Origin of the sequence: Pseudarthrobacter defluvii (assembly GCF_030323865.1) — a bacterium.
GTDB lineage: Bacteria > Actinomycetota > Actinomycetes > Actinomycetales > Micrococcaceae > Arthrobacter > Arthrobacter sedimenti.
Genome location: NZ_CP066362.1, coordinates 2,148,651 through 2,174,478 on the forward strand (window position 1 = coordinate 2,148,651; position 25,828 = coordinate 2,174,478).

Here is a 25,828-nt window from a genome sequence, read left to right on the forward strand (position 1 = left end):
CTTACTGTTGGCTTTTCTGCAGCCATCCGGCAGGCACGCGAAAGGTGCCTGCGGTCCAGCCGCACATCTTGAACATCCAGTGTCCCACGTCCGGGACCCCGCCACCGCATCCGGACCGGCACATACAAGGGCGTTTCGGCGGCGCAACCCCGCAGATAGGCTGTCCGGATGGCTATTGATCTCCGCTCCCTGGGAAACGCCGTCCGCCGCGGACTGCGGCTGCTGCAGAACCGACCGTCCGCTCCGAAGGCCCCTGGCCGCCTGCCGGACAGGCGCCCCGGCGGCCGGCGGCCCGGACACGGCAGCGTCGCCCCAGAGGCTGCGGCCTACCCTGGGGACTTCCGCGGCCGTGCCGCCATCCACTACGCCCCGCGGCCGGACGGCGATCCGGATCCGGGTGAGGTGGTGTGGGCTTGGGTCCCTTACGAGGAGGACCACGCCAAGGGGCAGGACCGGCCGGTCCTCCTGGTGGGGCATAACGGCCCATACCTGCTGGGACTGATGCTGACCAGCAGGGACAGGGTGCCCGACGGTTCCACTGCATCCGGGTACGTGGACCTGGGTGCCGGCGGCTGGGACAGGCAGGGCAGGGCGAGCGAGGTGCGGCTGGACCGGATCCTTCAGATCCGGCCCGACAGCATCCGGAGGGAAGGTGCGGTGCTGGACAGGGCGCGCTTCGAAAAAGTGGCAGCCGGTCTCCGGGGGCGACACGGGTGGACGTGACCGGCGCAAATGGCCAGCGCCGCCGCTGACCTGCTATTCTTTATTGCTGTGTGTCCGTGCAGGTCGACGGTCACTGATGGTTGGCCGCCATAGGTATCCCCACGCCGCTCAGTCAAGGCCAGCTTGAAAGCCCTCTAGACCATTTCCGCATTACAAAGAGAGTTCACACGTGGCGAATATCAAGTCCCAGAAGAAGCGCATCCTGACCAACGAGAAGGCCCGCCTGCGCAACAACGCAGTCAAGTCCGAGCTGAAGACGGCCATCCGCGCCGTCAACACCGCTGTTGAGTCCGCTGACAAGGAAGCTGCTACTACTGCGCTCGTTTCTGCCAGCCGTAAGCTGGACAAGGCTGTCAGCAAGGGTGTTCTGCACAAGAACAACGCAGCGAACCGCAAGTCGGCGATCTCCAAGAAGGTCAACGCACTCTAAGGTTTCCAGTTCCCACGAACTGATGGTGTGGCCGGTACCCTCGGGTACCGGCCACACGGCTTTAAACGGTTTGTTCGGGTAGCCGCGGCAGGCCGCCGTCGACTGTCACCTGAAACGCCTGTTCGATCTGCTGCGGGATGCGGCAGGGCGGCAGGAGCTGACGGAGTCCTGGCGCTACCTGCCCTGGACGGACATGGCAATCACGGTCACGGCTTGCTCCACCGCGTAGACCGGATCCCGGGACAGGCCCTTGACCTGCGCGTCAGCCTCCGCCGTGACCTGGATGGAGCGCACCAGGCCCTCGGGCGTCCAGCGCCGGACATCCCGCTGCGCCTGCTCGACCAGCCAGGGCTGCATGCCCAGCTCCGCGGCGATCTGCGCTGACGATCCAGAGGCACCTGCCACCCGGGCCACCGTCCTCAGCTTGGATGCGAGGGCTGCCACCAGGGGCACCGGGTCTGCGCCGGTGGCAAGGGCATGGCGCAGGGTGGACAGTGCCAGCGGCGCGTTTCCTGCCATTGCCGCGTCGGCCACCTTGAACGCGGTAGCTTCGACCCGGCCGCCATAGTATTTGTCCACCGTGTCCGTGGTGACGGTGGTGCCCGCGTCCGCGATCAGTTGGGCGCACGCGGCGGCAAGTTCGGACAGGTCTGCACCGACGGCGTTCACCAGTGCCTGGACGGCATCCTGGTTGATGCGCCGGCCGGCTGCTTTAAACTCCGCGGCCACGAATTGGACCTTGTCGGCGTCTTTCTTCAGCGGCTGGCAGTCAACCACGGGCCAGCCGTCCTTCCGGATGGCGTCCAGGAGCTTCTTGCCCCGCGCTCCCCCGGCGTGGCGGAGCACCACGACGGCGTCCTCCTCCGGATGTTGGAGGTATGCGAGGGCATCCGCAAGGAAGGCATCGTTCATGCCCTCCACGGCTTCCACCTCGATGAGCTTGCTTTCGCCGAACAAGGAGGGACTCACCTGCATGGTGAGGGCGCCGGGTTCATACCCGGCAGCATTCATACGGCTCAATTCAACGTCCGGTGCAGCCGCCCTGACCTGCGAACGGATCCTGTCCATGGCCCTGATGCCCAGGTACTCTTCCGGCCCGCTCACCAGCACGATCCGGGCCGGGGCTACGTCCCGCCAGGAGGCCGTATTCGATGCCGGGGAGCGGGTTGCTCGCTTTTGCGCAGCGGCCATCGAAGGTCCCTTCCGGAGGTGTTATTGCAGTATCCCAGCCTGCCATGTCTGCGCCCCCGCTCCAAGCCGCAGGCGCGGCGGAACTGCTGCAGCCGGTGTTCCACCAGCCCGATCAGCACCACGGTGGCGGCGTGCAATTCCCGTACCTTGCGGACGAGCCGCATGGGCCGCGCCACCGCCCACACGGTGCCGAGGGTCACCGCCGAGAGCAACACCATGGAGAGCAGCCCGGGTACCCCCTCCGGCCAGGGAAGGGCGGAACCGGGCAATTGAGCGGCGCATCGGGCGACGCCCCCTACTCCGGCGCTGAACATACCCGCCACCGCTATCAGCCCCGTGGCCAGCCACGGCAGCAGAACCACCAGGGGTACCGCAATTGTGCCCAGCAAGGTCACGGGAGCAACCAAGGGCGAGGCCACCACGTTGGCCAGCAGCGAATAGGTAGCAAACTGGGGCTGCAGGAGGACGATCACGGGCCCGCACAGCAACTGGGCCGACAACGGAACCGCAACTGCCGCAGCCAACCACCGTGGCACTGCCGCCGGAATCCAGCCGACGATCCGCCGTCCCAGGAGGATGATGCCCAGTGTGGCCAGGACGGACAGCAGGAATCCGAAACTCGAGCCCAACTCCGGGTCGGTCAGCAGGAGACCGATAACAGCGAGGCACAGGAAGCTCAGGCCGCGCCCCGAGCGGCCGCCTGCCAGGGACGTGACACCAATGGCACCCATCAGCGCCGCGCGCAGGACGCTGGCATCAGGTCCCACCAGGACAACGAACAGGCCCAGGCCGGCGAGGGCGGCTCCTGCAGCAGGAGCGCGGGGCAGCCGGAACCGGCGGCACAGGACCAGCAGCGCGCCCAGGACCAGGCTGCAGTTTGCGCCGCTGACCGCTGTCAGGTGGGTCATGCCCACGGCCTTCATCGCGTTGCCCAGGCCCTCATCCAATGCGCTGGTGTCACCGGTGACCATTCCCGGAAGAAGTCCGCGGGCGTCGGATGGGAGGAAAGCGGAGGCGGCAACGAAACGACCCCGCAGCTCCCTCGCTCCCGCCTCAAGCAAAGAACCGTTATCCAACAGCGGGCTGCCTGCGGCGTTACCGGGGCCCGTCGAGGCGTTGAGGATTCCCACTTCCTGCCCGCCGGGCTCTGCAGGCCGTAGCTTGCCGGTTGCCCGCAGGGTCTGCCCCGGGACAACGTTCCCCCAGCCCTGTCCGCCCATGACCACCAGCCGGGCCCGTATCCGTACCAGAACGCCGCCTGTTGTCATTTCACGGGTCAACACCGGCACGGACCAGCGTCCCCCCGTTCTTCCCCGCCCGCCGATGACACGCGGGTTTCCTGCCACCTCGACCACGGCGACGGCCGACTTCCCTGCCGCGACCGCCTCCGCTAGTGGGCCAGCGGACCGTTGGCTGGATGCTGTTGCCGAGTGGGCTGCGCCGGCAGCAGCCAGTAGCAAAGAGACCCCCACTGCCGCCCTAAAGCTGCGGCTCCGGGACGCCCGCAACGTGGGACCTGCGGCAGGCCCGGCGCGGCTGTGGGCGCTGCGTTTCCGTCTGCCCCTGCCGGCACGGGCCAGGAAGGCGGCGCCGAACACCACCAGGGCGCAGCAGAGGACGGCCAGCTCTGTGGGAGGCAGCCAAAGCCCCGCCACCGCCGCGGCCCACACCGCTGCTGCCGGCAGGGCAAGCCGGAGGTCAGTACGCTTCTGTAGCCCGTCAGGATTTGAGCCGGCTTCTTCCTGGGCCTTGCGGGTCTCAGTGATCCGTGCGCGCAGGCGGTCCAGGCCGGACGCCGGCGTTGTGTCCCGGGCGGCCGGCACTGCATCCACGCCCTGCACGGCCGACTCAATGAACCGGCTCCAGGGGCTCTGCGCTTTTGGACGCCGGGTTACTGACGTTCGCCTGCCAAAACTTTGCGCGTCGGGTCGGCACGTTCCTTTCCCACCTCCGCGGTTTCGGACGGCGACGGCGCCCACCCGCCGCCTGTCCGTATGTCTCCTGCCCGGATTGCCCGCCACGGCTACCCCTGGACCGTAACCAAGGGAAGCAAGGCCTCAAGCATCTTGGGGCCAACTCCGTCCACAGCGTCCAGCTCTTCGACGCTCTTGAAAGGACCATGTTCCTTCCGCCAGTCCACGATCCGCTGTGCCAGCACCGGGCCGACCTTTGGCAGCGTGTCCAGCTCCGCAGCCTCGGCGGTGTTCAGGTTGACCTTCCCACCCGGTGCCCCCAGCTGCCCGGCGCCGTTTGTCCCGGAGGAGCCGGCGCCGGAACCATCCGGCCCTGCGCCTGCCGAAGCTGCAGCGTCCGTCCCGCCGGTCAGGGGTTCCCCGTGCTGCGGGACGTAGATCTTCTGGCCGTCCTCCACCACCAGCGCAAGGTTGAGCCGGTTGGCATCGCCATCCGCCAAAGCACCACCAGCTGCGGCGATGGCGTCATCTACCCGGCTGCCCTGCTGCAGCCGGATGACACCAGGTTTGGCAACAGCTCCCGCGACATGAACCACCACCAGCCCCGCAGGATTGGACTCCCCCTGGCCTGAAGCAGGGTCAGGGGCCGGGCCCGCACTGGCGTCACCCCGGCGTTCTTCCGTGTGTCCCCCGGAACTGAGCCCGCTCAGCGGCACGACCTCAGGGACTGCCGATCCTGCCTGGAACCAGAACCACGCGCCGGCGGCCGCGGCCAGAGCGGCCAACAGCACGGCGACGCGCAGGCCGACCCGCCATCGTAGTGAAGGTGCACGGCCGGATTCACTTTCAGCTCCATCGCCGTCGCCGGGGCCCCGGTACTCAAAACCGTTCTGACCCTGGCCATGTTCCAGGAGTCCGGGGCGGGCCTCGCCCACGGTCGCCTGAAGCCTGGCCCGTGCGTGCCGCGCCTGCTGACCTGCTGTTCCAGCATCGCGGCGTGACATAGCTCCACCCTAGGAACCCGGTCGGTTGCCCGGCGAGGCACCCATGGCCGTATGTGGAAACGTGGCGACGGCGAATGCAGCCGGCAGTCCGGTCCAGGTGGCGGACCCGACTGGCTCAGAAGTCGATCCCCTTGACCAGGGTGATGAATTGTTCCTTGACCTGCTCTTCGGTGGGGCCGGCCGGCGAGACCAGGACCTGTGCAGTGAAGATCGCCGTATTCCCGCCCCGAACAACCATGAGGGACATGGACGTGACCGGTACATCGCTCGGAGGCCGGAGGGCTTTTGGTCCGCCCGGCTCTGACCGGATGACCAGGACTGCGCTGTCCCCAACCCCTTCAATATTCTGCCCGTCCGGCGGCAGGGGCCCTGAGAGCATGCCGGCGCCGCCCTCATGAAGTTCGATGGAGAACATGAGCGAGTCCGGCCCGGGCGTCCCTGGAGCGCCAAATTGATAGCGGCAGTTGCCTTCGCCCGGGAGAACCTGCGCCTGGGTTGTGGTGCCAAAAGCCTCTTTGAGCGCATCAACGCTCACCATGGCGCAAACGGGATTGTTGGTAGTGGTCTGTGGACCGACCGGTGGAGCGGATGGAAGGTTGAGATTCTTGCCGTTGCCCCACCCTGCCTCGACGGCCGCCTGCGCGATCGCGCGCGCTGCAGCGTTGCCGTCCGGCACAGGGATCTCCGGCGACATCGGTGGCATGTCCACGATGCGCAGGTCCAGAGACTCGCTGCCCCTGACAGCCTTGAGCACCGTATTTGCTGACGCCCCTCCGGGCTCGCCCCGGAACCACCCCGACCACTGCATGCACGCGAAATCACCGATGCCCTCAACCGTCGAGCAGTCAGGGGTCTTCTTCGCCTCCGCGATCTCGGTGGCTGATGCCGGTGAGATCAACGCGACGCTGAGCGCCCGGCTTTTGTTTGATTTGCTCAAGTAGCTGCAGACATATGCACGGCTTCCGGCCGGTTTCCCCTGCTGGCCCATCTGTACCAGACCAGGATCGACCTTCATTGCGATCTCCGGCGTGATCAGGTCACAGGCAGGGCTCCGGGAGCCGGACGAGGAAGGCTGCGGTGATCCGGAGGGGGAGGACGGCGTGGGATTGAACGGTGAACCCCCTTGCGCGCAAGCCCCAAGGATTACCGCCAGCGCCACGGAAAGCAAAAGGGCAGGTTTCCGGTAAGCGCTCATTGCTTCCCTTTCTGACCCAAAAAACTGCGCCACGAAAGCGGGATGATGTGCTGAAGCAGTCTGGCGGGGCGGCTTACGAGGGGGAAAGACCGTCGGAGCCCGGGGGCGCAGGCGGGGAACTGTATCCCGGTCCTGTTGGAGCCTGCCAGTACCCGGCTTGCGGGTACCTGTCGAACCGTTGCCCCAGCGGGTTCTCCCGCTGCGCGAGCAGCACGATCAGGGCAATCCAGCCGAGCACCGGTAAAAGGGTGAGGAGCAGCAACCAGCCGCTGAGGTTGGCATCATGGAGTCGTCGGACCGCCACAGCGAGCGAAGGGATCACGGTGGCGAGAAACCAGATGCCCCCGAGCGCACTGGACCCCGTTATCTGCCCATTAATGATTGTCGGGCTGATCGAGTTCAACACCGCGGACGCCAGTCCGGAGGCGAGAAACCACCACCAATACTCACTGCGACTGGCTCGCCCGGTAAAGACGGCGTATTTCTGGAATACGCGCTTGACTGCCTCGACTGGCGGGGCGCCGTAGTAAGGGAACTCCAGCGCCGGGGTTTTGTTCCGCGAAGCGTCTGGAGGCTGCTGCATGGCCATTGAACTGTCCCTTCCGGTACTGCGATGCCGCCCATGCTACGGAAACGGGGGCCCCAGCACTTGGGCCAGAGGGCCCTACTTCAGGACCGGCCGGGTACAAGACCTTGGTGAAGACAGAAAACCAGCGGGTTGTGGGGTTGCCGGCGTGAGCCGCTCAGCCCTCACATTCGACGCAGTAGGCATGACCGTCCTTTTCCCGCGCCTTCTGGGAGCGGTGGCGGACCAGGAAGCAGGACCAGCAGGTGAACTCATCGTCAGCCTGCGGAATGACCTGGACGACGAGCTCTTCGGCGATGAACTCTCCGCCAGGGGTCAGCCCATCCAGGGTGTCGGCCTCGTCGAGCTCCTGGACCACGGATTGCGCGTCCGGCGCTTTGGCGGACTTCAGTGCCTCCAGTGAGTTTTCCTGGGATTCCTTGACGTCTGTGCGGAGTTCATCGTAATCGGTTGCCACGAAGGTACATCTCTTTTCGTTTGATGGGTGTTACCGGTGCTGCAACGTACAGCCCAGCGAAAGAATTCCCTGCCGGAACTGCTGGCTCACTTGTGGTGGCCCGCGGGCCCGTCAGTTCCCGGCCGCGCCTGTTCCAGCCTGCCCACGATGACCGCGAGGACACCCAGCCCGGTGTGGGCGGCCAGGACCGCCGGCAGGGAGCTGATCTGCGCGGGGGGACATTCCGGAAGAGCCGCTTCCAGCCTGGCTGCCAGGCTCTCAGCCTGCTCCGGGTTGCCGAAGTGGTGGACGGCAAGGCAGACGGATTCACCCGGACGGGGTGCCGCCTCGGCCACCACGATTTCCTCAAGGCGCGCCACGGCCCTGCCGGCAGAACGCACTTTTTCGAGCGGGACGATCCTGCCGTCGTGGACGGCCAGGATGGGCTTGATGGCAAGCATGGTTCCCAGCAGCGACGCCGCGGCTCCGATCCGCCCGCCGCGCCTCAATTGTTCCAGGCTGGGTACATAGAAAAAGACCTTGGTGCGTTCCGCCTGCGATGATGCGGCAGCGGCCACCGCCACCCGGTCCGCACCAGCGGCCGCGGCTTCCACGGCTGCCTGAACCGCCATCCCCTGCGCCATGCCGACGGTCCGCGTATCGACAACGTCCACGGGGATTCCCACCCTGGCTGCAGCGAGCCGGGCGGAATCCGCCGTGCCCGAAAGCTCTCCCGAGATATGGACTGACACCACCGCCTCGAAGCCACGAAGCTCGGCAGCGCGGTAGGCCTGCTCGAATTGGCCCGGCGATGGCCGGGATGTTTTGACTGGTGTCCCCGCGGCCAGTGCCACGGCGATGGTGTCCAGGATGTCGTCTTCACCCTCGCCGTAAATTTCCGCCCCCACCATGACGGGCATGGGCGTCACCGTCAGGATTCCATCGCGCGGAAGCCCGCGTGAATAGTCCGCCGGGAGGGCGGCAGCCGAGTCGGTGACGACGGCGGTGCGCACCACAGCGCCTCCGCCACGTCCGGTGACCGGCCGGGGTGCGGGACGGAGGCCGGAAAGCCGTGCACGCACCCATGGCCAGGCCGTGGCGTTACTGTCAGGCAAAGGGCCTCCTGGAGACGGTGACCGGCTCAGCCGGGACCGGCCGCCGGAAAACTCCCGACGGCCGGTCCATGCTGCGGATACGGCTAGGCCGGGACGATGTTCACCAGCTTAGGGGCACGGACGATCACTGTCCGGATGCCCCGGCCGTCCAAGGCACGCTGGACGTTCTCCGACGCCAGGGCCAGCTCGCGCAGCTGGTCCTCGGAAACGCCGGGGGAAACCTCAAGCCTGTCGCGGACCTTGCCCTGGACCTGGACAACGGCGGTGACCGTTTCCTGGACCAGGAGCGCGGGGTCGTGCGCGGGCCAGCCGGCATTGGCAACGGAAGCCGGGTGGCCCAGCAGGTTCCACATATCCTCAGCCGTGTACGGCGCGAAGAGGCTGAGGATCACGGCGACGGCCTCAGCGGCCTCCCGGACTGCCGGGTCAGCTGCGCCTGCGCCGGAATCAATGGCCTTGCGGGTGGCATTGACCAGTTCCATCAGCTTGGCCACCACCACGTTGAACTTGTTGGCGTCCAGGAGTTCGGCGGCTTCGGCGATGGTGCGGTGCGTGACCGAGCGCAGTGCGCGGTCGCCCGCGGCGAAATCCACACCGGGCCCGCTGGTGACGTCCTGGGCCAGGCGCCACGCCCGGGCCAGGAACTTGGCGGACCCCGACGGGGAAACGTCGGCCCAGTCCACGTCATCTTCAGGCGGGGAAGCGAACACCATGGTCAGGCGGACAGCGTCCACACCGTACTTGTCCAGCTGTTCGCCGAGGTCAACACCGTTGCCCAGCGACTTGCTCATGGCTTTGCCACCGTTGAGCACCTGGCCCTGGTTGAGGAGTGCACTGAAGGGTTCGTCCGCGTCGATCATGCCCAGGTCGTGGATGACCTTGGTGAAGAACCGGGCGTACAGCAGGTGGAGGATGGCGTGCTCCACGCCGCCCACGTACTGGCCCACCGGCATCCAGTCGTTGATCTTCTGCGGATCGAAGGGTCCCTCTGTGTAGTGCGGCGATACGAACCGCAGGAAGTACCAGGAAGAGTCCACGAACGTGTCCATGGTGTCGGTGTCCCGCTTGGCGGGGCGGTGGCAGGTAGGGCACTCAACGTTGACCCAGGACTCGGCGGCGGCCAGCGGCGACGTGCCCTTGGGCGCCAGGTCCTCGCCGCGCAGGTCCGAGGGCAGGGTGACCGGCAGCTGGTCATCAGGCACCGGAACTTCGCCGCAGGACGGGCAGTGGATGATGGGGATGGGAGTACCCCAGAAGCGCTGGCGGCTCAGCAGCCAGTCGCGGAGCCGGAAGTTCACGAACTTCTCGCCCGTGCCCTGCCGCTCCAGCATGGCGATGGCGGCCGGGATGGCCTCAGCCTTGCGCAGGCCGTTGAGCTCGCCGGAGTTGACCAGGGTGCCCTCCCCTGCCGTGGCGGTACCGGAGACAGCGGGATCCTCTTCGCCGGTGTCCAGGACGGCGCGGACGGGAAGGTCGAACGCGCGGGCGAAGTCGAGGTCGCGCTGGTCGTGGGCGGGGACGGCCATGATGGCGCCCGTGCCGTAGTCGGCGAGGACGTAGTCGGCGGCCCAGACGGGCAGCTTCTCGCCATTCAGGGGGTTGATGGCGTAGCGGCCGGTGAAGACGCCGGTTTTTTCGCGCTCGGTGGACTGGCGTTCGATCTCGGAGAGTGCCTTGACCCGCTCGCGGTATTCGTCCAGGGCGGCGGCGTGCTCATCGGTGACGAGTTCGACGGCGAGCGGCGCGTCGGCTGCCACCACGAAGAACGTTGCCCCGTACAAGGTGTCCGGGCGGGTGGTGAAGACCGTCACCTCCTTGGTGGGCTTGCCGCCGTCGGCCTCGATCACGAAGTTGACGTGGGCACCCTCGGACCGGCCGATCCAGTTCTTCTGCATGGCCAGGACGCGCTCGGGCCAGTGGCCGCGCAACTCCTCCATGTCGTCCAGCAGGCGGTCGGCGTAATCGGTGATCTTGAAGTACCACTGGTTCAGGGACTTCTTGGTAACGGTGGTGCCGCAGCGTTCACAGGCGCCGTTGACAACCTGCTCGTTGGCCAGGACGGTCTGGTCCTTGGGGCACCAGTTCACCGGTGAGTTCTTCCGGTAGGCCAGGCCGCGCTCATAGAAGCGCTTGAACAGCCACTGGGTCCAGCGGTAGTACTCGGGGTCCGAGGTGTGGAGGCGGCGCGACCAGTCGGCGGAGATGGCATACCGCTTGAAGGACGCTGCCTGGGTGTCGATGTTGGCGTAGGTCCACTCGCTGGGGTGGGCGTTGCGCTTGATGGCGGCGTTCTCCGCGGGCAGGCCGAAGGAGTCCCAGCCGATGGGGTGCAGCACGTCGAAGCCCTGCTGGCGCAGGTAGCGGGCCACCACGTCGCCCATGGCGAACGCTTCGGCGTGGCCCATGTGCAGGTCACCCGACGGGTACGGGAACATGTCCAGCACGTAGCGGCGCTCGCGGGACCCGTCGTCCACCGGGGTGAAGACCTTGAGGTCTTCCCACACCTGCGGCCATTTGGCCTCCATGGCGGTGAAACTGTAGGTGCCCTCTTCAGGCTCCGCCGACACTGTTGTTGCTGTTCCGGTCTCTGTCTCCGGCTGAACGCCCACTGCTGCCCTCTTCTGTTCTGTTACGGCATCTGTGCTGCCATAACGGCCTGATCCCCCTGCTGCCGGCCCGGCGCAAAGCCCCGGACACACAAAAGCCCCTCACCAAGGGAGGGGCTGCCGCTCAGCTATCCGATAGTCGGAGCCGGCGGCTAAGTAAGCAGAAGGATCGCACGCATACCTTCACCTTACCGCGTGTCCACCACTACATGGAAACAAGCGACCCACGTGGGACAGGCCGCGGAAGGGATGAGGAAGGCGGCCCCTCGCCCGGGTGTGGTGGGCACCGCGATGGGCCCCCTGCTGCGAGGGCCCCGACACGAGCTTGCGAGTGTCAGGGAGCAGCAGGGGACGGGCGGGGCAGGGGCCGCCTTCCTCAACCTAAGTTGGATCTAGCGAACGTCCTCGTCGACCCAGTCCATGGATTTGGTGACCGCCTTCTTCCAGAGCCGCATCTGGCGTTCCTGCTCGGCTTGGTCCATCTGCGGTTCCCAGCGCTTGTCCTCGGACCAGTTGGCCGAGCACTCGCCCAGGTCCTTCCAGAACCCGACGGCCAGGCCTGCCGCGTACGCAGCCCCCAGCGCCGTGGTCTCAATGACCTTGGGACGGATCACCGGGACGCCAAGGATGTCCGCCTGGAACTGCATCAGGGCGTCATTGGCAACCATGCCGCCGTCGACCTTCAGCTCGCTCAGCGGCACGCCGGAGTCCGCGTTGACCGCATCCAGAACCTCGCGGGTCTGGAACGCGGTGGCCTCCAGCGCTGCCCGTGCGATGTGGTTCTTGTTGACGAACCGGGTCAGGCCCACAATCGCGCCGCGGGCGTCGGAGCGCCAGTACGGGGCGAACAGGCCGGAGAACGCCGGGACGATGTACACGCCGCCGTTGTCCTTGACCGACGCAGCGAGCGTTTCCACTTCCGGGGCGCTGCTGATCATGCCCAGGTTGTCGCGAAGCCACTGCACCAGGGAGCCGGTGACCGCGATGGACCCTTCGAGGGCATAATGCGGTTTCGCGTCGCCCAGCTTGTAACCCACGGTGGTGAGCAGCCCGTTCTTCGAGTGGACGATTTCCTCGCCCGTGTTGAAGATCAGGAAGCAGCCTGTGCCGTAGGTGTTCTTCGCTTCACCGGTATCGAAGGCGGCCTGGCCGAACGTCGCGGCCTGCTGGTCGCCCAGGATGCCCGCCACCGGCGTCTCGCGGAGCAGCTGTGAGCTGTGGACGGTGCCGTAAACCTCCGAGGAGGACTTGATTTCCGGCATCATGCTGCGCGGGACGCCGAAGATGCCAAGGATCTCGTCGTCCCACTGCAGGGTTTCGAGGTCCATGAACAGGGTGCGGGAAGCGTTGGTGACGTCAGTGACGTGGACGCCGCCGTCAACACCGCCGGTCAGGTTCCAGAGGACCCACGCGTCGGTGTTGCCGAAGACCAGGTCCCCGGCCTCGGCCTTTTCCCTGGCGCCGTCAACGTTGTCCAGGATCCATTTGATCTTGGTGCCGGAGAAGTAAGTGGCCAGGGGCAGTCCCACTTTTTGTTTGAAGCGGTCTGCCCCGCCGTCCTTCGCCAGCTGGTCCACGATGTCCTGGGTGCGGGTGTCCTGCCAGACGATGGCGTTGTACACGGGCTTGCCCGTGGTCTTGTCCCACACCACAGCGGTTTCACGCTGGTTGGTGATGCCGACGGCGGCGATATCGTGCCGCGTCAGGTTCGCCTTGGAGAGGGCCGAGCCGATGACCTCACGGGTGTTGTTCCAGATTTCAGTAGCGTCATGTTCCACCCACCCGGCCTGCGGGAAGATCTGCTCGTGTTCCATCTGTCCGCTGGAGACAATGGCGCCGCTGTGGTCGAAGATGATGGCGCGCGTGCTGGTGGTGCCCTGGTCGATGGCGATTACGTACTGGTTCATGATGACGTCCTTGTCTTTGTTGGTTGGATTCGGTACGGGTCAGGCAGCAGCCGTGATGATGATGGGAACAATGCGGGCCACCAGGCCGCCGAGCGCGCCGCCGACCAGCGGTCCGACGACGGGGATCCAGGAGTACGCCCAGTCGCTGGAACCCTTGCCGCGAATGGGAAGCACTGCGTGGGCGATGCGGGGGCCAAGGTCACGGGCGGGGTTGATGGCGTAGCCGGTGGGTCCGCCGAGGGAAACACCGATGCCGACCACCAGGAGGGCGACGGCGAGCGGGCCAAGGCCGGAGGGGGTGCCACCGAGGGTGAGGATCACGAACACCAGCACGAAGGTGCCGATGATCTCGGTAATCAGGTTCCAGCTGCTGGTGCGGATGGCGGGCCCGGTGGAGAAGACGCCGAGCTTGCCGGCGGGCTCGGGCTCGTCATCAAAGTGCTGCTTGTACGCCAGCCAGCAGACGACGGCACCGAGGAAGGCACCCACCATTTCGCCGCCGAAGTAGGTCAGGGTCGAGGCGAAATCCACGGCGACGCCAGGAGCGTATTCGGCTTTGCCATTGAGCAGCAGGCCGAGCGTAACGGCAGGGTTCAGGTGCGCACCCGACTTGGCGGCGACGAAGACGCCACAGAAGACGGCGATTCCCCACCCCCATGTGACCATGAGGAAACCGCCGTTGTTGCCTTTTGTCCCCCGCAAAGCCACGTTGGCAACGACGCCGCAACCCAACAGGGTCAGCATGCCCGTGCCAAAGACTTCGGAGAGGAAGACTATTCCTAGAGACATCTTTGACTCCTTCTTTGTTTAGTTGTCGGTCCTCCGCGGGTGAAGGACCGTTGGGCCGGGACGCTGGCGCGCCCCGGCCGGCTGCCCGGCCTTAGGAGACCAGGCTGTGCATTTCCACGCGGTGGAAACGCTGCAGCACGTCCTGGGCGTGCTTGATCTCAGCGGCGCGGGTGGCAGCGTCCCACTTGAGCGGGACGGACAGCACCTCCGCCACTTCGTTGAGAAGTTCTCCGGTAACCAGCCCGCGGAAGGCCAGGGAGGTCCGCCGGATAAACACATCCACCAGGTGCCCCACCTGCTCGTTTGCCGCCATGAACCCGAGTTCACGGACACTCAGTTCGCGGGTGGAGCGCAGTGGCTGGTCGGGTTCCGCATCGAGGTACGCGATCACGGCTTCGGCGCGGGTCCCGTAGCGGGTCAGCAGCCCGGCTGTGCGGTCGGCGTCACGGCCGGCGTCCATGTGTGCCTTGATCCATTTCTGCACGCCGGCGTCATCGGCTGGGAAGCCGGCGCCGCCGCCGATGGAAAGCTGCGCCGTCGACACCTTGCGCTGCACGCCGAGTTCGGCGAGGACCTCGTTGGTCAGGTGCTCAGCAAGGGCACGGAAGGTGGTCCACTTGCCGCCCACCAGGCTCAGGACGACGGCGCCGCTTCCGTTGGCGCCGGAGGCGCGCCGTTCGATGCGGTAGTCGCGGGAGACGAAGCCGGGCTGGGTGGCGTCGTGGCTTGGCAGGGGGCGCACCCCGGAGAAGGTGTAGACGATGTCGTCGGGCGTCACGTCGATCGAGGGGAAGACGTGGCCGATGAGGTCGAAGAAGTACTGGATCTCCTCATCAGTGCAGATCGCGTCCTCCGACATGTCCGCATCGACGTCGGTGGTGCCCACCAGTACGCGGTCGCCCATGGGGTAGATGAGGACGATCCGGCCATCGGTGTGCTCGAAGAAGATTTCCCGTCCGCGGCAGGCTGCGAGGAGGCCGGGGTGGTCAAGCACGATGTGGGAGCCCTTGGTGCCGCCCATGAAGGAGGAAGCTGCGCCCATGGCCTCGTTGGTGTTGTCCACCCAGGCCCCCGTGGTGTTGACGATGATGTCCGCCGTGAAGTCGAATTCCTCACCGGTGAGTTCGTCGCGGAGCCGGACGGTGCTTCCCCGGCCGGTCCCGGGGTTGGGTGCGGACGACATGGACTGCAGCGAGAGGTAGTTGCTGGCGCGGGCGGTGTTTCCCTGTGCTCCGGCGGCCTCGGTGTTGCCGGCCCGGCCGGCCTTTTCGCCGTCCTGGAGGACGTCGAGTGTCAGCCGCTCGGGGTTGTGGACGGAGGCATCGAAGTAAGTGGCCGTGTACTTGACGTCGGGCCGGAGGGCAGGTAGCTCCTGGAGGGCCGCCTTGTGGGTGCGGAACTGGTGCCGGGGCACCGTCCCGCCGTCACGGGAGAACGAATCGTAGAGGCTGAGGCCGGCCTTGATGAGGAACGCGCCGCGCTCCTTGGGCTTGCCCTGCTGCTTGTGTGTCAGGAAGCGCAGCGGTGCGGACAGGATCCCGGAGAAGGTACTGAAGATCGGGATTGTTGTCTGCAAGGGCTTGACGTAGTGCGGGGCAATCTTCAGCAGGCGATTGCGTTCCACCACGGATTCCCGGACCAGGCGGAACTCGCCGTTCTCGAGATACCGGATGCCGCCGTGGATCATGTGCGAGGATGCGCCGCTTGCACCCTGGCAGTAGTCGCCGCGCTCCACCAGTGCTACATCCACGCCCTGCAGGGCCAGATCCCGGAAGGTGCCGACTCCGTTGATGCCACCTCCCACCACGAGCACCTTTGCGTGTGGACGGCGCCGCAGGCTGTGGACCGACGAACGTTCGGCCGCTGAAAGGGGCGCGCTGACAGAGGGTTGTACAGATGAATCCTTGGGTCCCAAAACGACTCCCTTGGGGCTTTGTGTGATGCGGTCACCGCTGGGTGGCGCCGCCGTTCTGCTCTATTGTTTGGAGAAATGGAAAATGGAGTCAAGGACTATGCACAAACGTGCAGAACGGAACTGAGATGGCACTTTCCCGGGACCAAGACGCCCTCCGAGCTGCACAAATGTATTATCTGCAGGACCTGACGATGGACGCGATAGCACGTGAACTGCGGACGTCCCGGTCCACGGTTTCCCGCCTCCTGTCCTCCGCCAGGGAGTCGGGCCTGGTGCAGATCCAGATCCGCAACCCCCTGGATACCGGACCCGAACTGGAGGGGATGATCCGGCGCCGGTACAACCTGGACGTCCATGTGGTCCCGATCCTCGGGACGCTCAATGAGGCTGAGACCTTGGACCGGGTTGCCATGCAGGCGGCGCGGACCATCGGGCCGGTGGTGGACTCCAACGCCATCATCGGGGTGGCCTGGGGATCAACCCTCAGTGCGGTGAGCAGGCACCTCACCAGGAAGATCACGCATGACAGCGTCATCGTCCAGCTCAACGGCGCCGGCAACATGCACACCACCGGCATTACCTATGCAAGCGACATCATGCGCAGGTTCGGCAGCGCCTACGGAGCCCGGGTGGAACAGTTCCCTGTCCCTGCCTTCTTCGACCACGCCGCCACCAAGACGGCAATGTGGAATGAACGCAGCGTCCAGCGGGTCCTGGAGCTGCAGGCCAAGATGAGCATCGCCATTTTCGGTGTCGGTTCCGTGCACGCCGACTACCCCAGTCACGTTTATGCCGGCGGGTACCTGGACGAGGACGACCTGAACGCGCTGGCCAACTCCGACGTGGTGGGCGACGTGGCCACCGTCTTCTTCCGGGGCGACGGTTCCTCTGACGGGATCGTCCTGAACGAAAGGTCCACCGGCCCTGCACTGGCCCAGCTGCGGCAAGTCCGCCGCAGGATCTGCGTGGTATCGGGAGTGTCCAAGATCAATGGCCTCCGCGGTGCCCTGGCGGCGCGGCTCGCGACCGACCTGATCCTTGATGAAGCCACTGCCCGGCGCCTTGTCGATTACGAGGGACTGACCAGCTGAAGTGGGTAGAGTCGATGCCATGAGAACCTCACCCCGACTCAGCCTGAACAACGGCGTGCTGATAGACCAGCTCGGCTTCGGGCTCTACAAGGTGCCGGCAAAAGACGCGGAAGGCCTGGTAGCCACCGCGCTCGCCGCCGGGTACCGGCACTTCGACACGGCCGCCATGTATGGCAACGAAACCGGGGTGGCCAGGGGCATCAGTTCCCAGCTGGGCGCCGGGGAAGGCAATGGTGGTTCCGGGGAACTGTTTCCGCCGCTTGGCCGGGAAGACGTGTTCGTCACGACGAAGGTGTGGAATGACCACCACGGCTACGATGCAACCCTGCGGGCCTTCGACGACTCCATGGTCAACCTGGGCCTGGACTACGTGGACATGTACCTGATCCACTGGCCCTGTCCGCGCCGCGGCCTGTTCCCCGAAACCTACCGCGCCTTGGAAACCCTGTACCGCGAAGGCCGGGTCCGCGCCATTGGCGTCAGCAATTTCCAGCCGGCGCACCTGGACCGCCTGCTGCAAAGCGCTGAAGTGGTCCCCGCCGTCAACCAGATTGAGCTTCACCCCTGGCTGCAGCAGGAAGAACTGCGCAGCAAGCACGCGGAACTCGGAATCCGCACGGAAGCATGGAGCCCGCTGGGCCGCGGCCAGGTCCTTGCCGACCCCGTCATCCAGGCCTGCGCCGCCGAGCACCGCAAAACGCCCGCGCAGGTGATCCTCCGCTGGCACATGCAGCTGGGAAATATCGCCATTCCCAAGGCCAGCTCCGAAGCGCGGATCCGGGAGAACCTCGACGTCTTCAATTTCGAGCTTTCAGAGCGCGATCTGGTGGCCATCAAGGAGCTGGATCGCGGGCAGCGGACCGGCTCCCATCCGGACAACGTCAACTAGGCCCGGCATGGATACCGTGAACCCGGAAACATCCCCTGCGCCCAAGTACCTGAGTCCCGGCCTCGCCGCCCGCACGTCCGCCTCCACGGTGATCCTCGACGGCGGAACGGTGGCCTTCTGGACCTACCAGCCCCTCGAAGAGACGCCGGATACCCGGACCATCCTGGTGGTCCATGGATTCCGCGGCGACCACCACGGGCTCCTGCGCGTCGCGGACCAGCTCCCGGACATGCGCATCATCATGCCGGACCTGCCCGGCTTTGGCAGTTCAGACGCCTTTGTCCAGGACGCGCACTCAGTGGAGCGTTACGGGCAGTTCATCACCGATTTCATGGCGTCCCAGGGCCTGGGACCGGACACCGTGCTGCTGGGACATTCCTTCGGCTCCATCGTGGCGTCACACTTCGCAGCCAACAACCCGGATGCCGTAAAGCCCCTGATCCTGGTCAACCCCATCGCCGCCCCGGCGCTGGAAGGACCCAAAGGCGTGATGACCCGGCTGGCCGTGCTCTACTACCGGCTGGCGGCACGCCTCCCCCGGAAGCCGGGCCTGGCGCTTTTGCGCAATCCGCTGATCGTGCGGGTGATGAGCGAAACCATGGCCAAGACGCGCGACATGGAGCTGCGCGCCTTCATTCATGGCCAGCACCACGCCTATTTCAGTTCCTTCGCCGACCGGGACAGCCTGCTGGAGTCCTTCACCGCCTCCGTCAGCAACCATGTGGCAGAGGTGGCCGAACGCCTGGAACTTCCCGTGCTGCTGATCGCCGGCGAAAAAGACGAAATTGCCACCCTTCCCAACCAGCACCGCCTCCTGGCCCTGCTGCCGGACGGGCAGCTGAAGGTGATACCCGGCGTCGGACACCTGATCCACTACGAAACGCCGGAACCGGCCGCCCGCTACATCCGCAGCTTCCTGAAGGACCACCCCGCGTGAAGATTGTCATCGATGCACGTTTCACCCGCACCGACCACCACGACGGCATCAGCCGCTACGGAGCAAGCCTGATTGCTGCCACGGCGAAGATCGCCGACGTGTCCATGCTGGTCTCCGATGTCCGGCAACTGGCCCTCCTTCCGGACGTTCCGTACACGCTCATCAGCAGCCCGCTCTCCCCCCGTGAGCTGTTCGTCGCCCGGACGGTCAACGGCATCGGAGCGGACGTGGTGGTGTGCCCCATGCAGACCATGGGCACGTGGGGCCGCAAGTACGGCCTCATCCTTACGCTGCACGACCTCATCTACTACGAGCACCCCACTCCCCCGGGCTTCCTGCCCGGACCCGTGCGCCTGCTCTGGCGGCTATACCACAAGGCGTTCTGGCCGCAGCGCCTGCTCCTCAACCGCGCCGATATCGTGGCCACCATCAGCCGCACCACCGAGGCGCTGATGGCCAAGTACCGGCTGACGCGCCGGCCCGTGCGCATCATCGCCAACGCCCCGCAGCCGGCCCAGGAACCCCGCAACCCGGACGATGGTACTGACAAGACGATCATCTACATGGGCTCGTTCATGCCGTACAAGAACGTGGACACCATGGTGGCGGGCATGGCCGGCCTGCCCGGCTACACCCTGCACCTGCTCAGCCGCATAACGCCGCAGCGGCGCGCCGAGCTGGAACAAATCATCCCGCCGGGCGCCTCGGTGGTGTTCCACAACGGGGTGACGGATGCGGAGTATGACGCCCTGCTGCGGCGGGCCACCGCACTGGTGAGCCTCTCCAGGGCCGAGGGGTATGGGCTTCCCCTGGTCGAGGCCATGGCGCTTGGCACCCCGGTGATCGCCAGCGACATTCCGATTTTCCGGGAAGTTGGTGCGGACGCAGCGCTCTACGTGGACCCGGAGTCCCCGAAGCAATTCGCCGACGCGGTGGCGCGCCTGCAGGATGACGCGCACTGGCAGGACATGTCCCGGCGATCCATTGCGCGGGCAAGCGAATTCAGCTGGGACGAATCGGCACGCCAGCTGGTGGACGCGGCCCACGAAGTCATGGCGAAAAGGCGCCGGACCTAAAGCACGTCGACACCGTCGAGGCGGAGCTGCACCGGGTCGGTGGTCCGTTTGGCTGCTACGGCTGCCCGGGTGACCCTGAGGACGCGGACGACGGCGGCCGCCTGGCCGTAAGGGAAGAACAGCAGGGTCCGTACGTCTTCGGCTGAGCGCCTGCCGGAGGGCGGTGCAGTCAGCAGCAGCGGCGCCGGGCCCGCAGTGCGCAGCGTTATGCCGGCGCGTGCGAGGTCGGCTTCCACGGCACCGGTGTAGTGTTCCACGGCAGCCCGCGGCCCCGTCACGGAAGCAATCCGCACAGCCGGCGGCAGTTGCAGCTCCATCCGGAGGGACAGCTCGCGCTGGGCGTAACCTGCCGGGTCCCACCGCAGCAGGGCGCCGGTTGCTGCCGCGTCCGAGGCCGTAACCACCACCAGCCCCTTGTCCGGGGCGGGACGGACCAGCGCTGCAGCATTGAACCAGCGCCGCACGGTGTCTTCTCCTGCACGGAGGGTTTCGCGGCGGAGCAGGGAATCGCCGTCCAGGAGCAGGGCAGCAGCATAACCGCCCTCTGCGACAGGTTCGGCGCCGACGGTGGCCACCACCAGCGCCTTGCCCGCCCCCACCCTGGCCTTCACCTGGTCGCCGGAGGACGTGATGACTGTGGTGCCGGGAAATGCTCGGCCAAGCTCCTCGGCAGTGCGCAGAACCCCGGTGGCGCCCTTGCGCAGCCGCCTGCCCCCACAGTGGGAACACCTCCAGTCCGGTGCCGGGGTGGAACACCAGCGGCACTGCGGCAGCGCTGATGTTCCACCCAGCGCCAGGGGTCCCTGGCAGTGGGCGCAGCGAGCCGGTGCACGGCACGTTTCGCATACCAGCGAGGGCGCATAGCCTGCCCTGGCCACCTGCACCAGCACAGGGCCGCGCTCCAGTCCTTCTTTGGCCGCCTGCCACGCGGCGTGCGGGAGGCGGGCGAGGGTGGCCAGTGGATCCCGCGCCTGTTCGAAGCTGTCGGCAGTGCTGACGACGCGGGCAACGGTCCTGCGGAGGGTTCCACGCTCGGTTTCGACCGGGACGGCCCAGCCGGCTTCCACCAACCGCTGCACTTCGGTGCTGCGGGCATGGCCTGCAAGCAGGCAGGCAGCGCCTTCCTGCTCGGCCCGCAGAAGCAGGACCTCCCGGGCATGGGCGTATGGTGCGCGCTGCTCGATGTGAAGATCGTCGCCGTCGTCCCAGCAGGCCACCAGCCCCAGGTCCTGAACAGGCGCGAAGGCGGCGGACCTTGTGCCGATGGCGATCTTCGCAGTGCCGGCCAAGAGTCGGAGGAAATTGCGGTACCGCGGGGTGGGCCCGTTGTCGGCGGTGAGCCGGGCCACCGCCTCGGCCGGGACCAGCCTTTTGAGCGCTTCCTCGAGCCGGTCCAGGTCCCGGTAGTCGGGTACCACCAGCACCGAGCCCCTACCGGAGGTGTAGGCGGCAGCGGAGGCCTGGGCCAGCAGGTCCGGCCAGCCCGCGGGACCGTACCCCTGCAGGGGGTTGACGACGGCGCGGGGCGATCCCCCGCCAGCCAGGTGCCGCAGGAACGCAGCACCTGTGCGGTACTCACGCCAGGCGGAAACGGCGGGGGTTCCGGCAGCTTCGGGCGCAGGAAACGCCTCCTTTGCACCCAGCGAGTCGGGGTAGTCCTTTTCCAGCTTGGCCACCCGCGGGGGCACCGCCAAGCGGAGGACATCGCTGACCGTACCGGCGTAACGGGCAGCAACGGCGGTGGCAAGGTCCCTGACGGCGGGCGTGAGGACCTGGACCGGGGACACAACCTTCGCCAAGGGAACCAAGGTGTGTCCGGCGTCGGACTCCTCAACCCGCTCAAGGAGGAATCCGCTGAGGTCCTGGCCATTGAACTTGACCTTCACCCGGGTTCCAGGCTGGGCAGCCTGGTCCAGCGGCTCCGGGACGGCATAGTCGAATGGGCGGTCCAGGTGAGGCAGGGAGGACTCAACCAGGACCCGTGCCACCGGCAGGCGCCGGGCGAGGGGAACGCCGCCGGGCATTTTGCGTGCGGGAAAACCCTGCAGCAGGGTGGGCTGGACGGAGCTGTCAGGAACCACGACAGTTACCTCCGTTCAGCTACCGGTTCGACACGGACAGCAAAGCACCGGGCACTGACATTAGGCGTTGAAGTACGCCTTCAGATCGTCAACCCGGTCCAGGCGCTCCCAGGTGAAATCGGGTTCATCCCGGCCGAAGTGGCCGTGGGCGGCTGTCTTGGCATAGATGGGCCGCTTCAGGTCCAGGGCGTCGATGATGGCCCGGGGACGGAGGTCGAAGATCTCGGCAATGGCTTCGCTGATCCGGGCCGGATCCACGGTCTCGGTGCCGAAAGTCTCCACGTAGGTTCCCACCGGCCGCGCCTGTCCGATGGCGTAGGCGATCTGGATTTCGGCGCGCTTCGCCAGGCCTGCGGCCACCACGTTCTTGGCGACCCAGCGCATGGCATACGCGGCGGAGCGGTCCACCTTGGACGGATCCTTGCCGGAGAAGGCGCCGCCGCCGTGGCGTGCCATGCCGCCGTAGGTGTCGACGATGATCTTGCGGCCGGTGAGGCCGGCGTCGCCCACGGGGCCGCCGATGACGAACTCACCGGCGGGATTGAGGATGTTGGCGGCGCGGGAAATATCCAGGTTGGCGGCAGCGAGGACCGGTTCAATCACGACGGCGGCGAGGTCGGCGCGCAGCTGCTCAAGGCTTGCACCCTCGGCATGCTGGCTGGAAATCACCACGGTCTCAACGGATACCGGAACGTCTTTGTCATAGCCCACGGTGACCTGGGTCTTGCCGTCCGGGCGGAGGTAGGCCAGTTGGCCGGTCTTGCGGACGTCGGTCAGGCGTTCGGAAAGCCGGTGGGCCAGCCAGATGGGGGTGGGCATGTAGGACGGGGTCTCGTCGCTGGCGTAACCGAACATCAGCCCCTGGTCGCCGGCGCCCTGGAGGTCGTAGTCGTCCTCCTGGCGGCCCTCGCGGGCCTCGAGGGAGTTGAAGACGCCACCGGCGATGTCGTTTGACTGCTGGCCGATGGAAACGGATACGCCGCAGCGGGCGCCGTCGAACCCGTTGGCCGAGGAGTCGTACCCGATGCCCAGGATGGTTTCGCGGACAATCTGCGGGATTTCGACGTAGGCGTCGGTGGTGACTTCGCCGGCCACATGCACCAGGCCGGTGGTGGCCATGGTCTCCACGGCCACGCGGGACTCGGGGTCGGCGGACAGCAGCGCGTCGAGGATGGCATCGCTGATCTGGTCGCAGATCTTGTCCGGATGGCCTTCAGTGACCGACTCGGACGTGAAGAGCCGGAGCGCGGAGGGCGTGGCCCCATGGGTGTGGGGAAGGTGCAGCGGTAAAGTCACTCAACTACCTTACTGGTTGGTGTTGGTACTCCCGTCAGGGAGAAGTCGATAGATGTCCCTGTGCTAAGCGAACGTGGCCAGGAACACTCGGGCCAAGGGCGAAACACGTTCAGTTTGAGGCAATGTGGTTCAGTTCGAAACTGATGCGGCTGATGATGGCTTCCGAAACCTCGGTTTTGGATCCCGAGGCCTCCTGTGGTTCGGAGCCTGAGCGCGAAAGGATGACCACCGAATTGGAGTCCTGCCCGAAGACTTTGTCCGTGCCCACGTGGTTGACCACCAGCAGGTCGCAGCCTTTCCGCTGCAGTTTTGCCTCCGCATAGGCCAGTACGTCCCCCTGGCTGTCCCCGGTCTCGGCTGCGAATCCTACGATCAGCTGCCCGGATTGGGCATAGCCCGCATTCCGCTGCTCCACGAGTTCCTGCAGGATGTCCGGGTTGCGGACCAGGGTAACGACGGGATCAGCAGTGTCGTCGCGCTTTTTGATCTTGGTGTCCGAGACCTCGGCGGGGCGGAAGTCGGCTACGGCTGCGGACATGATGACGACGTCGGACCCGGCAGCGGCAGCCAGTGCGGCCTCGCGGAGTTGCAGGGCAGTTTCCACGCGGACGACTTCCACGCCTGCCGGCGGTGGAACGTCCATGTGGGCGGCAAGCAGCCGCACGGTGGCGCCTGCGTTCCGGGCGGCGACCGCCAGGGCCACGCCCTGCTTGCCGGACGACCGGTTGCCGAGGAAGCGTACAGGGTCCAGCGGTTCGCGGGTGCCGCCGGCGCTGATGGTCACGGTGCGGCCGGCAAGCGGGAGCTGGTAGTTGGACTGTCCCTGGACCAGTGCCATGGCTGCGTCGAAGATCAGCTGGGGCTCGGGCAGCCTTCCCGGTCCTGAGTCTGCGCCGGTCAACCGGCCGGAGGCGGGTTCCAGGACGGCGGCGCCGCGGGAGCGCAGGGTTTCGACGTTGGCGCGGGTGGCGGCGTGCTGCCACATCTCCGTGTGCATGGCGGGGGCGAACAGCACGGGGCCGTGTGCCATCAGCAGCGTGTTGGTGAGCAGGTCCCCGGCCTGGCCCGTGGCAGCTTTCGCCAGGAGGTCTGCCGTGGCGGGTGCCACCACCACGAGGTCGGCCTCGTGGCCAAGCCGGACGTGGTTGACCAGGTGCACGTCGTCGAAGACGCTGTTGCTCACGGGGTTGCCGGACAGCGCCTCCCAGGTGGCGGTTCCGATGAAGCGGGTGGACGCCTCCGTGGGGATCACGGTGACGTCATGGCCGGCTTCAGTAAAAAGCCGGAGGAGCGATGCCACCTTGTAGGCGGCGATCCCTCCCCCGACTCCGAGGACTATGCGCACGTGACCTCCGTCAACAGCAAGTCAGTTCAGCAGCAGGTTTACTCTGCGGCTTCGATCGGCGTGGAGACCAGCTTGCCTTCGTTGATCTCGCGCAGTGCGATCGAGAGCGACTTTTCGTTCAGCTTGGTGTCGACCAGGGGTCCGACGTATTCGAACAGGCCCTCGTGCAGCTGGGCGTAGTAGGCGTTGATCTGACGAGCGCGCTTGGCACCGAAGATCACCAGGCCGTACTTGGAGTCGGCTGCTTCGAGCAGCGAGTCGATCGGCGGGTTGATGATGCCTTCAAGGTTCGTGGACACGAATTCTCCAAATTCCTAGCGGGCTGACGGTTCCGGCAGGTGTGGATGCGGTGTCAGCCCCATGAGTGAAACAAGCTCGTCCGCTGCCCGGCGGACGTCGTCGTTGATGACGGTGTGGTCGAACTCCGGTTCAGCAGCAAGTTCCAGTTTAGCGGTTTCCAGGCGCCGCTGCTGTTCTTCCGGTGTTTCCGTGCCCCGGCCCACCAGCCGGCGGACCATTTCGTCCCAGGTGGGCGGTGCGAGGAAGACGAACTGGGCGTCCGGGACGGCTGCCTTGACCTGGCGGGCGCCCTGCAGGTCGATCTCCAGCAGCACGGACCGGCCTTCGTCGATGGCCCGGTTGACGGTGCTCTTCAGGGTGCCGTAGGTGTTCTGGCCGTGGACAACCGCCCATTCCAGGAGCTCACCAGCCGCAATGAGCTGCTCGAACTCCTCCTTGGACTTGAAGAAGTAGTGAACGCCGTCCACCTCCCCGGGCCGGGGCGCGCGGGTGGTGGCTGAGACGGAAAGCCACACCTCGGGGTAGTTGTCACGGATGTAGGTGGACACGGTGCCTTTGCCAACAGCCGTCGGACCTGCGAGGACTGTCAGTCCAGGTTTCTTGCTCACGTATTCCTTTTGCCGCAGTTGGGGGAAAGACAGGCGCTGCCTGCCTCAATGCTCGTCTATAAAATCTACCAGCGCCCGGCGCTGGTGGACGCCCAGGCCCCTGACCCTGCGGGACGTTGCAATACCCAGCTGCTGCATGATCGCCGCCGCCCGTACCTTCCCGATGCCGGGAAGGGCTTCAAGCAGCTCGGAGACTTTCATCCGGGCCAAAGCGTCGTCCTCCAGGGCCGAACTGATGATGTCCGCCGCGGACCTGTCGCCGTTCCGAAGGCTTTCCTTGGCGGCGGCCCGGGTGGCCCTGGCTGCTGCCGCCTTGCCCAGGGCATCGGCCCGTTCAGACGCAGATAAGGGTCGCAGGACCATCACGGACACCCCCGAAGTCGGCGGATTTCATC

The 25,828-nt window shown here is 66.3% G+C and carries 23 protein-coding genes; 6 read left to right on the forward strand and 17 right to left on the reverse strand.

All coding sequences use genetic code 11. The features are described 5' to 3' along the window. Positions 1–168: 168 nt before the first annotated feature. Positions 169–723 (forward strand): type II toxin-antitoxin system PemK/MazF family toxin, encoded by a 555-nt coding sequence (locus JCQ34_RS09895; RefSeq protein ID WP_286397182.1) that lies wholly within the window; start codon positions 169–171, stop codon positions 721–723. Between the two features lie 169 nt (positions 724–892). Further along, a complete protein-coding gene (gene rpsT, locus JCQ34_RS09900) occupies positions 893–1,153 on the forward strand; it encodes a 30S ribosomal protein S20 (RefSeq protein WP_018761400.1) in 261 nt (86 codons plus the stop codon). A 174-nt stretch (positions 1,154–1,327) separates the two neighbouring features. Here the strand turns inward: rpsT and holA are convergent, their stop codons facing one another. From holA to JCQ34_RS09955, 11 genes are all read right to left on the reverse strand, one after another. Further along, a complete protein-coding gene (gene holA / locus JCQ34_RS09905) occupies positions 1,328–2,344 on the reverse strand; it encodes a DNA polymerase III subunit delta (protein ID WP_286397187.1) in 1,017 nt (338 codons plus the stop codon). Then, positions 2,278–4,185: a ComEC/Rec2 family competence protein gene (locus tag JCQ34_RS09910; protein WP_286397189.1), complete on the reverse strand. Its 1,908-nt coding sequence runs from the start codon at positions 4,183–4,185 to the stop codon at positions 2,278–2,280. The genes holA and JCQ34_RS09910 overlap by 67 nt, the downstream gene beginning before the upstream one ends. A gap of 182 nt (positions 4,186–4,367) precedes the next feature. After that, positions 4,368–5,261 (reverse strand): ComEA family DNA-binding protein, encoded by an 894-nt coding sequence (locus tag JCQ34_RS09915; protein ID WP_286397191.1) that lies wholly within the window; start codon positions 5,259–5,261, stop codon positions 4,368–4,370. A 115-nt stretch (positions 5,262–5,376) separates the two neighbouring features. Next, positions 5,377–6,198 carry a hypothetical protein gene (locus JCQ34_RS09920; protein ID WP_286397192.1) on the reverse strand — a complete coding sequence of 274 codons (822 nt, stop codon included), beginning with the start codon at positions 6,196–6,198 and terminating at the stop codon, positions 5,377–5,379. Between the two features lie 331 nt (positions 6,199–6,529). After that, entirely contained in the window at positions 6,530–7,045 is a 516-nt protein-coding gene (locus JCQ34_RS09925) for a DUF805 domain-containing protein (protein ID WP_286397193.1), read from the reverse strand. Positions 7,046–7,199: 154 nt separating this feature from the next. Further along, positions 7,200–7,499, reverse strand: coding sequence for a DUF4193 domain-containing protein (locus JCQ34_RS09930; protein WP_286397194.1), 300 nt, complete (start codon positions 7,497–7,499; stop codon positions 7,200–7,202). An 86-nt stretch (positions 7,500–7,585) separates the two neighbouring features. After that, the gene (locus tag JCQ34_RS09935; protein ID WP_286397197.1) at positions 7,586–8,593 is read right to left on the reverse strand and encodes a DegV family protein; all 1,008 of its coding nucleotides are present in this window, start codon (positions 8,591–8,593) and stop codon (positions 7,586–7,588) included. Positions 8,594–8,676: 83 nt separating this feature from the next. Continuing rightward, positions 8,677–11,202, reverse strand: a complete 2,526-nt coding sequence (gene leuS, locus JCQ34_RS09940) for a leucine--tRNA ligase (protein ID WP_286397200.1) — start codon at positions 11,200–11,202, stop codon at positions 8,677–8,679. 389 nt (positions 11,203–11,591) lie between these two features. Then, on the reverse strand, positions 11,592–13,106 hold the full coding sequence (gene glpK / locus JCQ34_RS09945) for a glycerol kinase GlpK (RefSeq protein ID WP_286397201.1): 1,515 nt from the start codon (positions 13,104–13,106) through the stop codon (positions 11,592–11,594). A gap of 39 nt (positions 13,107–13,145) precedes the next feature. After that, positions 13,146–13,895, reverse strand: coding sequence for an MIP/aquaporin family protein (locus JCQ34_RS09950; RefSeq protein ID WP_286397203.1), 750 nt, complete (start codon positions 13,893–13,895; stop codon positions 13,146–13,148). Between the two features lie 91 nt (positions 13,896–13,986). Further along, positions 13,987–15,810, reverse strand: coding sequence for a glycerol-3-phosphate dehydrogenase/oxidase (locus JCQ34_RS09955; RefSeq protein WP_286397204.1), 1,824 nt, complete (start codon positions 15,808–15,810; stop codon positions 13,987–13,989). 125 nt (positions 15,811–15,935) lie between these two features. On the opposite strand from JCQ34_RS09955, the gene JCQ34_RS09960 reads away from it, so the two are divergent. Genes JCQ34_RS09960 through JCQ34_RS09975 form a run of 4 tightly spaced genes read left to right on the forward strand, consistent with a single transcriptional unit; the run spans position 15,936 to position 19,803 of the window. Next, on the forward strand, positions 15,936–16,901 hold the full coding sequence (locus JCQ34_RS09960; RefSeq protein ID WP_286404404.1) for a sugar-binding transcriptional regulator: 966 nt from the start codon (positions 15,936–15,938) through the stop codon (positions 16,899–16,901). A gap of 19 nt (positions 16,902–16,920) precedes the next feature. Further along, a complete protein-coding gene (locus tag JCQ34_RS09965; protein WP_286397206.1) occupies positions 16,921–17,790 on the forward strand; it encodes an aldo/keto reductase in 870 nt (289 codons plus the stop codon). A 7-nt stretch (positions 17,791–17,797) separates the two neighbouring features. Beyond that, positions 17,798–18,727, forward strand: a complete 930-nt coding sequence (locus JCQ34_RS09970; RefSeq protein ID WP_286397209.1) for an alpha/beta fold hydrolase — start codon at positions 17,798–17,800, stop codon at positions 18,725–18,727. Next, complete coding sequence (locus JCQ34_RS09975; protein WP_286397212.1) at positions 18,724–19,803, forward strand: glycosyltransferase family 4 protein; 1,080 nt, start codon at positions 18,724–18,726, stop codon at positions 19,801–19,803. Before JCQ34_RS09970 ends, JCQ34_RS09975 begins: the two co-directional genes overlap by 4 nt. Here JCQ34_RS09975 and JCQ34_RS09980 read toward each other — a convergent pair. From JCQ34_RS09980 to mihF, 6 genes are all read right to left on the reverse strand, one after another. Next, on the reverse strand, positions 19,800–21,827 hold the full coding sequence (locus JCQ34_RS09980; RefSeq protein WP_286404407.1) for a primosomal protein N': 2,028 nt from the start codon (positions 21,825–21,827) through the stop codon (positions 19,800–19,802). The two genes, JCQ34_RS09975 and JCQ34_RS09980, sit on opposite strands and share 4 nt — an antisense overlap. Before the next feature lie 117 nt (positions 21,828–21,944). Then, on the reverse strand, positions 21,945–23,180 hold the full coding sequence (gene metK, locus JCQ34_RS09985; protein ID WP_142133758.1) for a methionine adenosyltransferase: 1,236 nt from the start codon (positions 23,178–23,180) through the stop codon (positions 21,945–21,947). A gap of 109 nt (positions 23,181–23,289) precedes the next feature. Then, positions 23,290–24,525 (reverse strand): bifunctional phosphopantothenoylcysteine decarboxylase/phosphopantothenate--cysteine ligase CoaBC, encoded by a 1,236-nt coding sequence (coaBC, locus tag JCQ34_RS09990; protein ID WP_286397213.1) that lies wholly within the window; start codon positions 24,523–24,525, stop codon positions 23,290–23,292. A gap of 38 nt (positions 24,526–24,563) precedes the next feature. After that, positions 24,564–24,824, reverse strand: a complete 261-nt coding sequence (gene rpoZ, locus JCQ34_RS09995) for a DNA-directed RNA polymerase subunit omega (RefSeq protein ID WP_003800778.1) — start codon at positions 24,822–24,824, stop codon at positions 24,564–24,566. 15 nt (positions 24,825–24,839) lie between these two features. Then, positions 24,840–25,433 (reverse strand): guanylate kinase, encoded by a 594-nt coding sequence (gene gmk / locus JCQ34_RS10000; RefSeq protein WP_286397214.1) that lies wholly within the window; start codon positions 25,431–25,433, stop codon positions 24,840–24,842. Between the two features lie 45 nt (positions 25,434–25,478). Further along, a complete protein-coding gene (gene mihF / locus JCQ34_RS10005; protein WP_200830713.1) occupies positions 25,479–25,796 on the reverse strand; it encodes an integration host factor, actinobacterial type in 318 nt (105 codons plus the stop codon). Positions 25,797–25,828 lie beyond the last annotated feature (32 nt).

Coding starts and splice junctions, on each gene's coding strand:
- JCQ34_RS09895 (WP_286397182.1), top strand. CDS start 169: ATGGCTATTGATCTCCGCTCCCTGGGAAACGCCGTCCGCCGCGGACTG.
- holA (WP_286397187.1), bottom strand. CDS start 2,344: ATGGCCGCTGCGCAAAAGCGAGCAACCCGCTCCCCGGCATCGAATACG.
- JCQ34_RS09915 (WP_286397191.1), bottom strand. CDS start 5,261: ATGTCACGCCGCGATGCTGGAACAGCAGGTCAGCAGGCGCGGCACGCA.
- JCQ34_RS09925 (WP_286397193.1), bottom strand. CDS start 7,045: ATGGCCATGCAGCAGCCTCCAGACGCTTCGCGGAACAAAACCCCGGCG.
- glpK (WP_286397201.1), bottom strand. CDS start 13,106: ATGAACCAGTACGTAATCGCCATCGACCAGGGCACCACCAGCACGCGC.
- JCQ34_RS09950 (WP_286397203.1), bottom strand. CDS start 13,895: ATGTCTCTAGGAATAGTCTTCCTCTCCGAAGTCTTTGGCACGGGCATG.
- JCQ34_RS09960 (WP_286404404.1), top strand. CDS start 15,936: ATGGCACTTTCCCGGGACCAAGACGCCCTCCGAGCTGCACAAATGTAT.
- JCQ34_RS09965 (WP_286397206.1), top strand. CDS start 16,921: ATGAGAACCTCACCCCGACTCAGCCTGAACAACGGCGTGCTGATAGAC.
- JCQ34_RS09970 (WP_286397209.1), top strand. CDS start 17,798: ATGGATACCGTGAACCCGGAAACATCCCCTGCGCCCAAGTACCTGAGT.
- JCQ34_RS09980 (WP_286404407.1), bottom strand. CDS start 21,827: ATGCCCGGCGGCGTTCCCCTCGCCCGGCGCCTGCCGGTGGCACGGGTC.
- mihF (WP_200830713.1), bottom strand. CDS start 25,796: ATGGTCCTGCGACCCTTATCTGCGTCTGAACGGGCCGATGCCCTGGGC.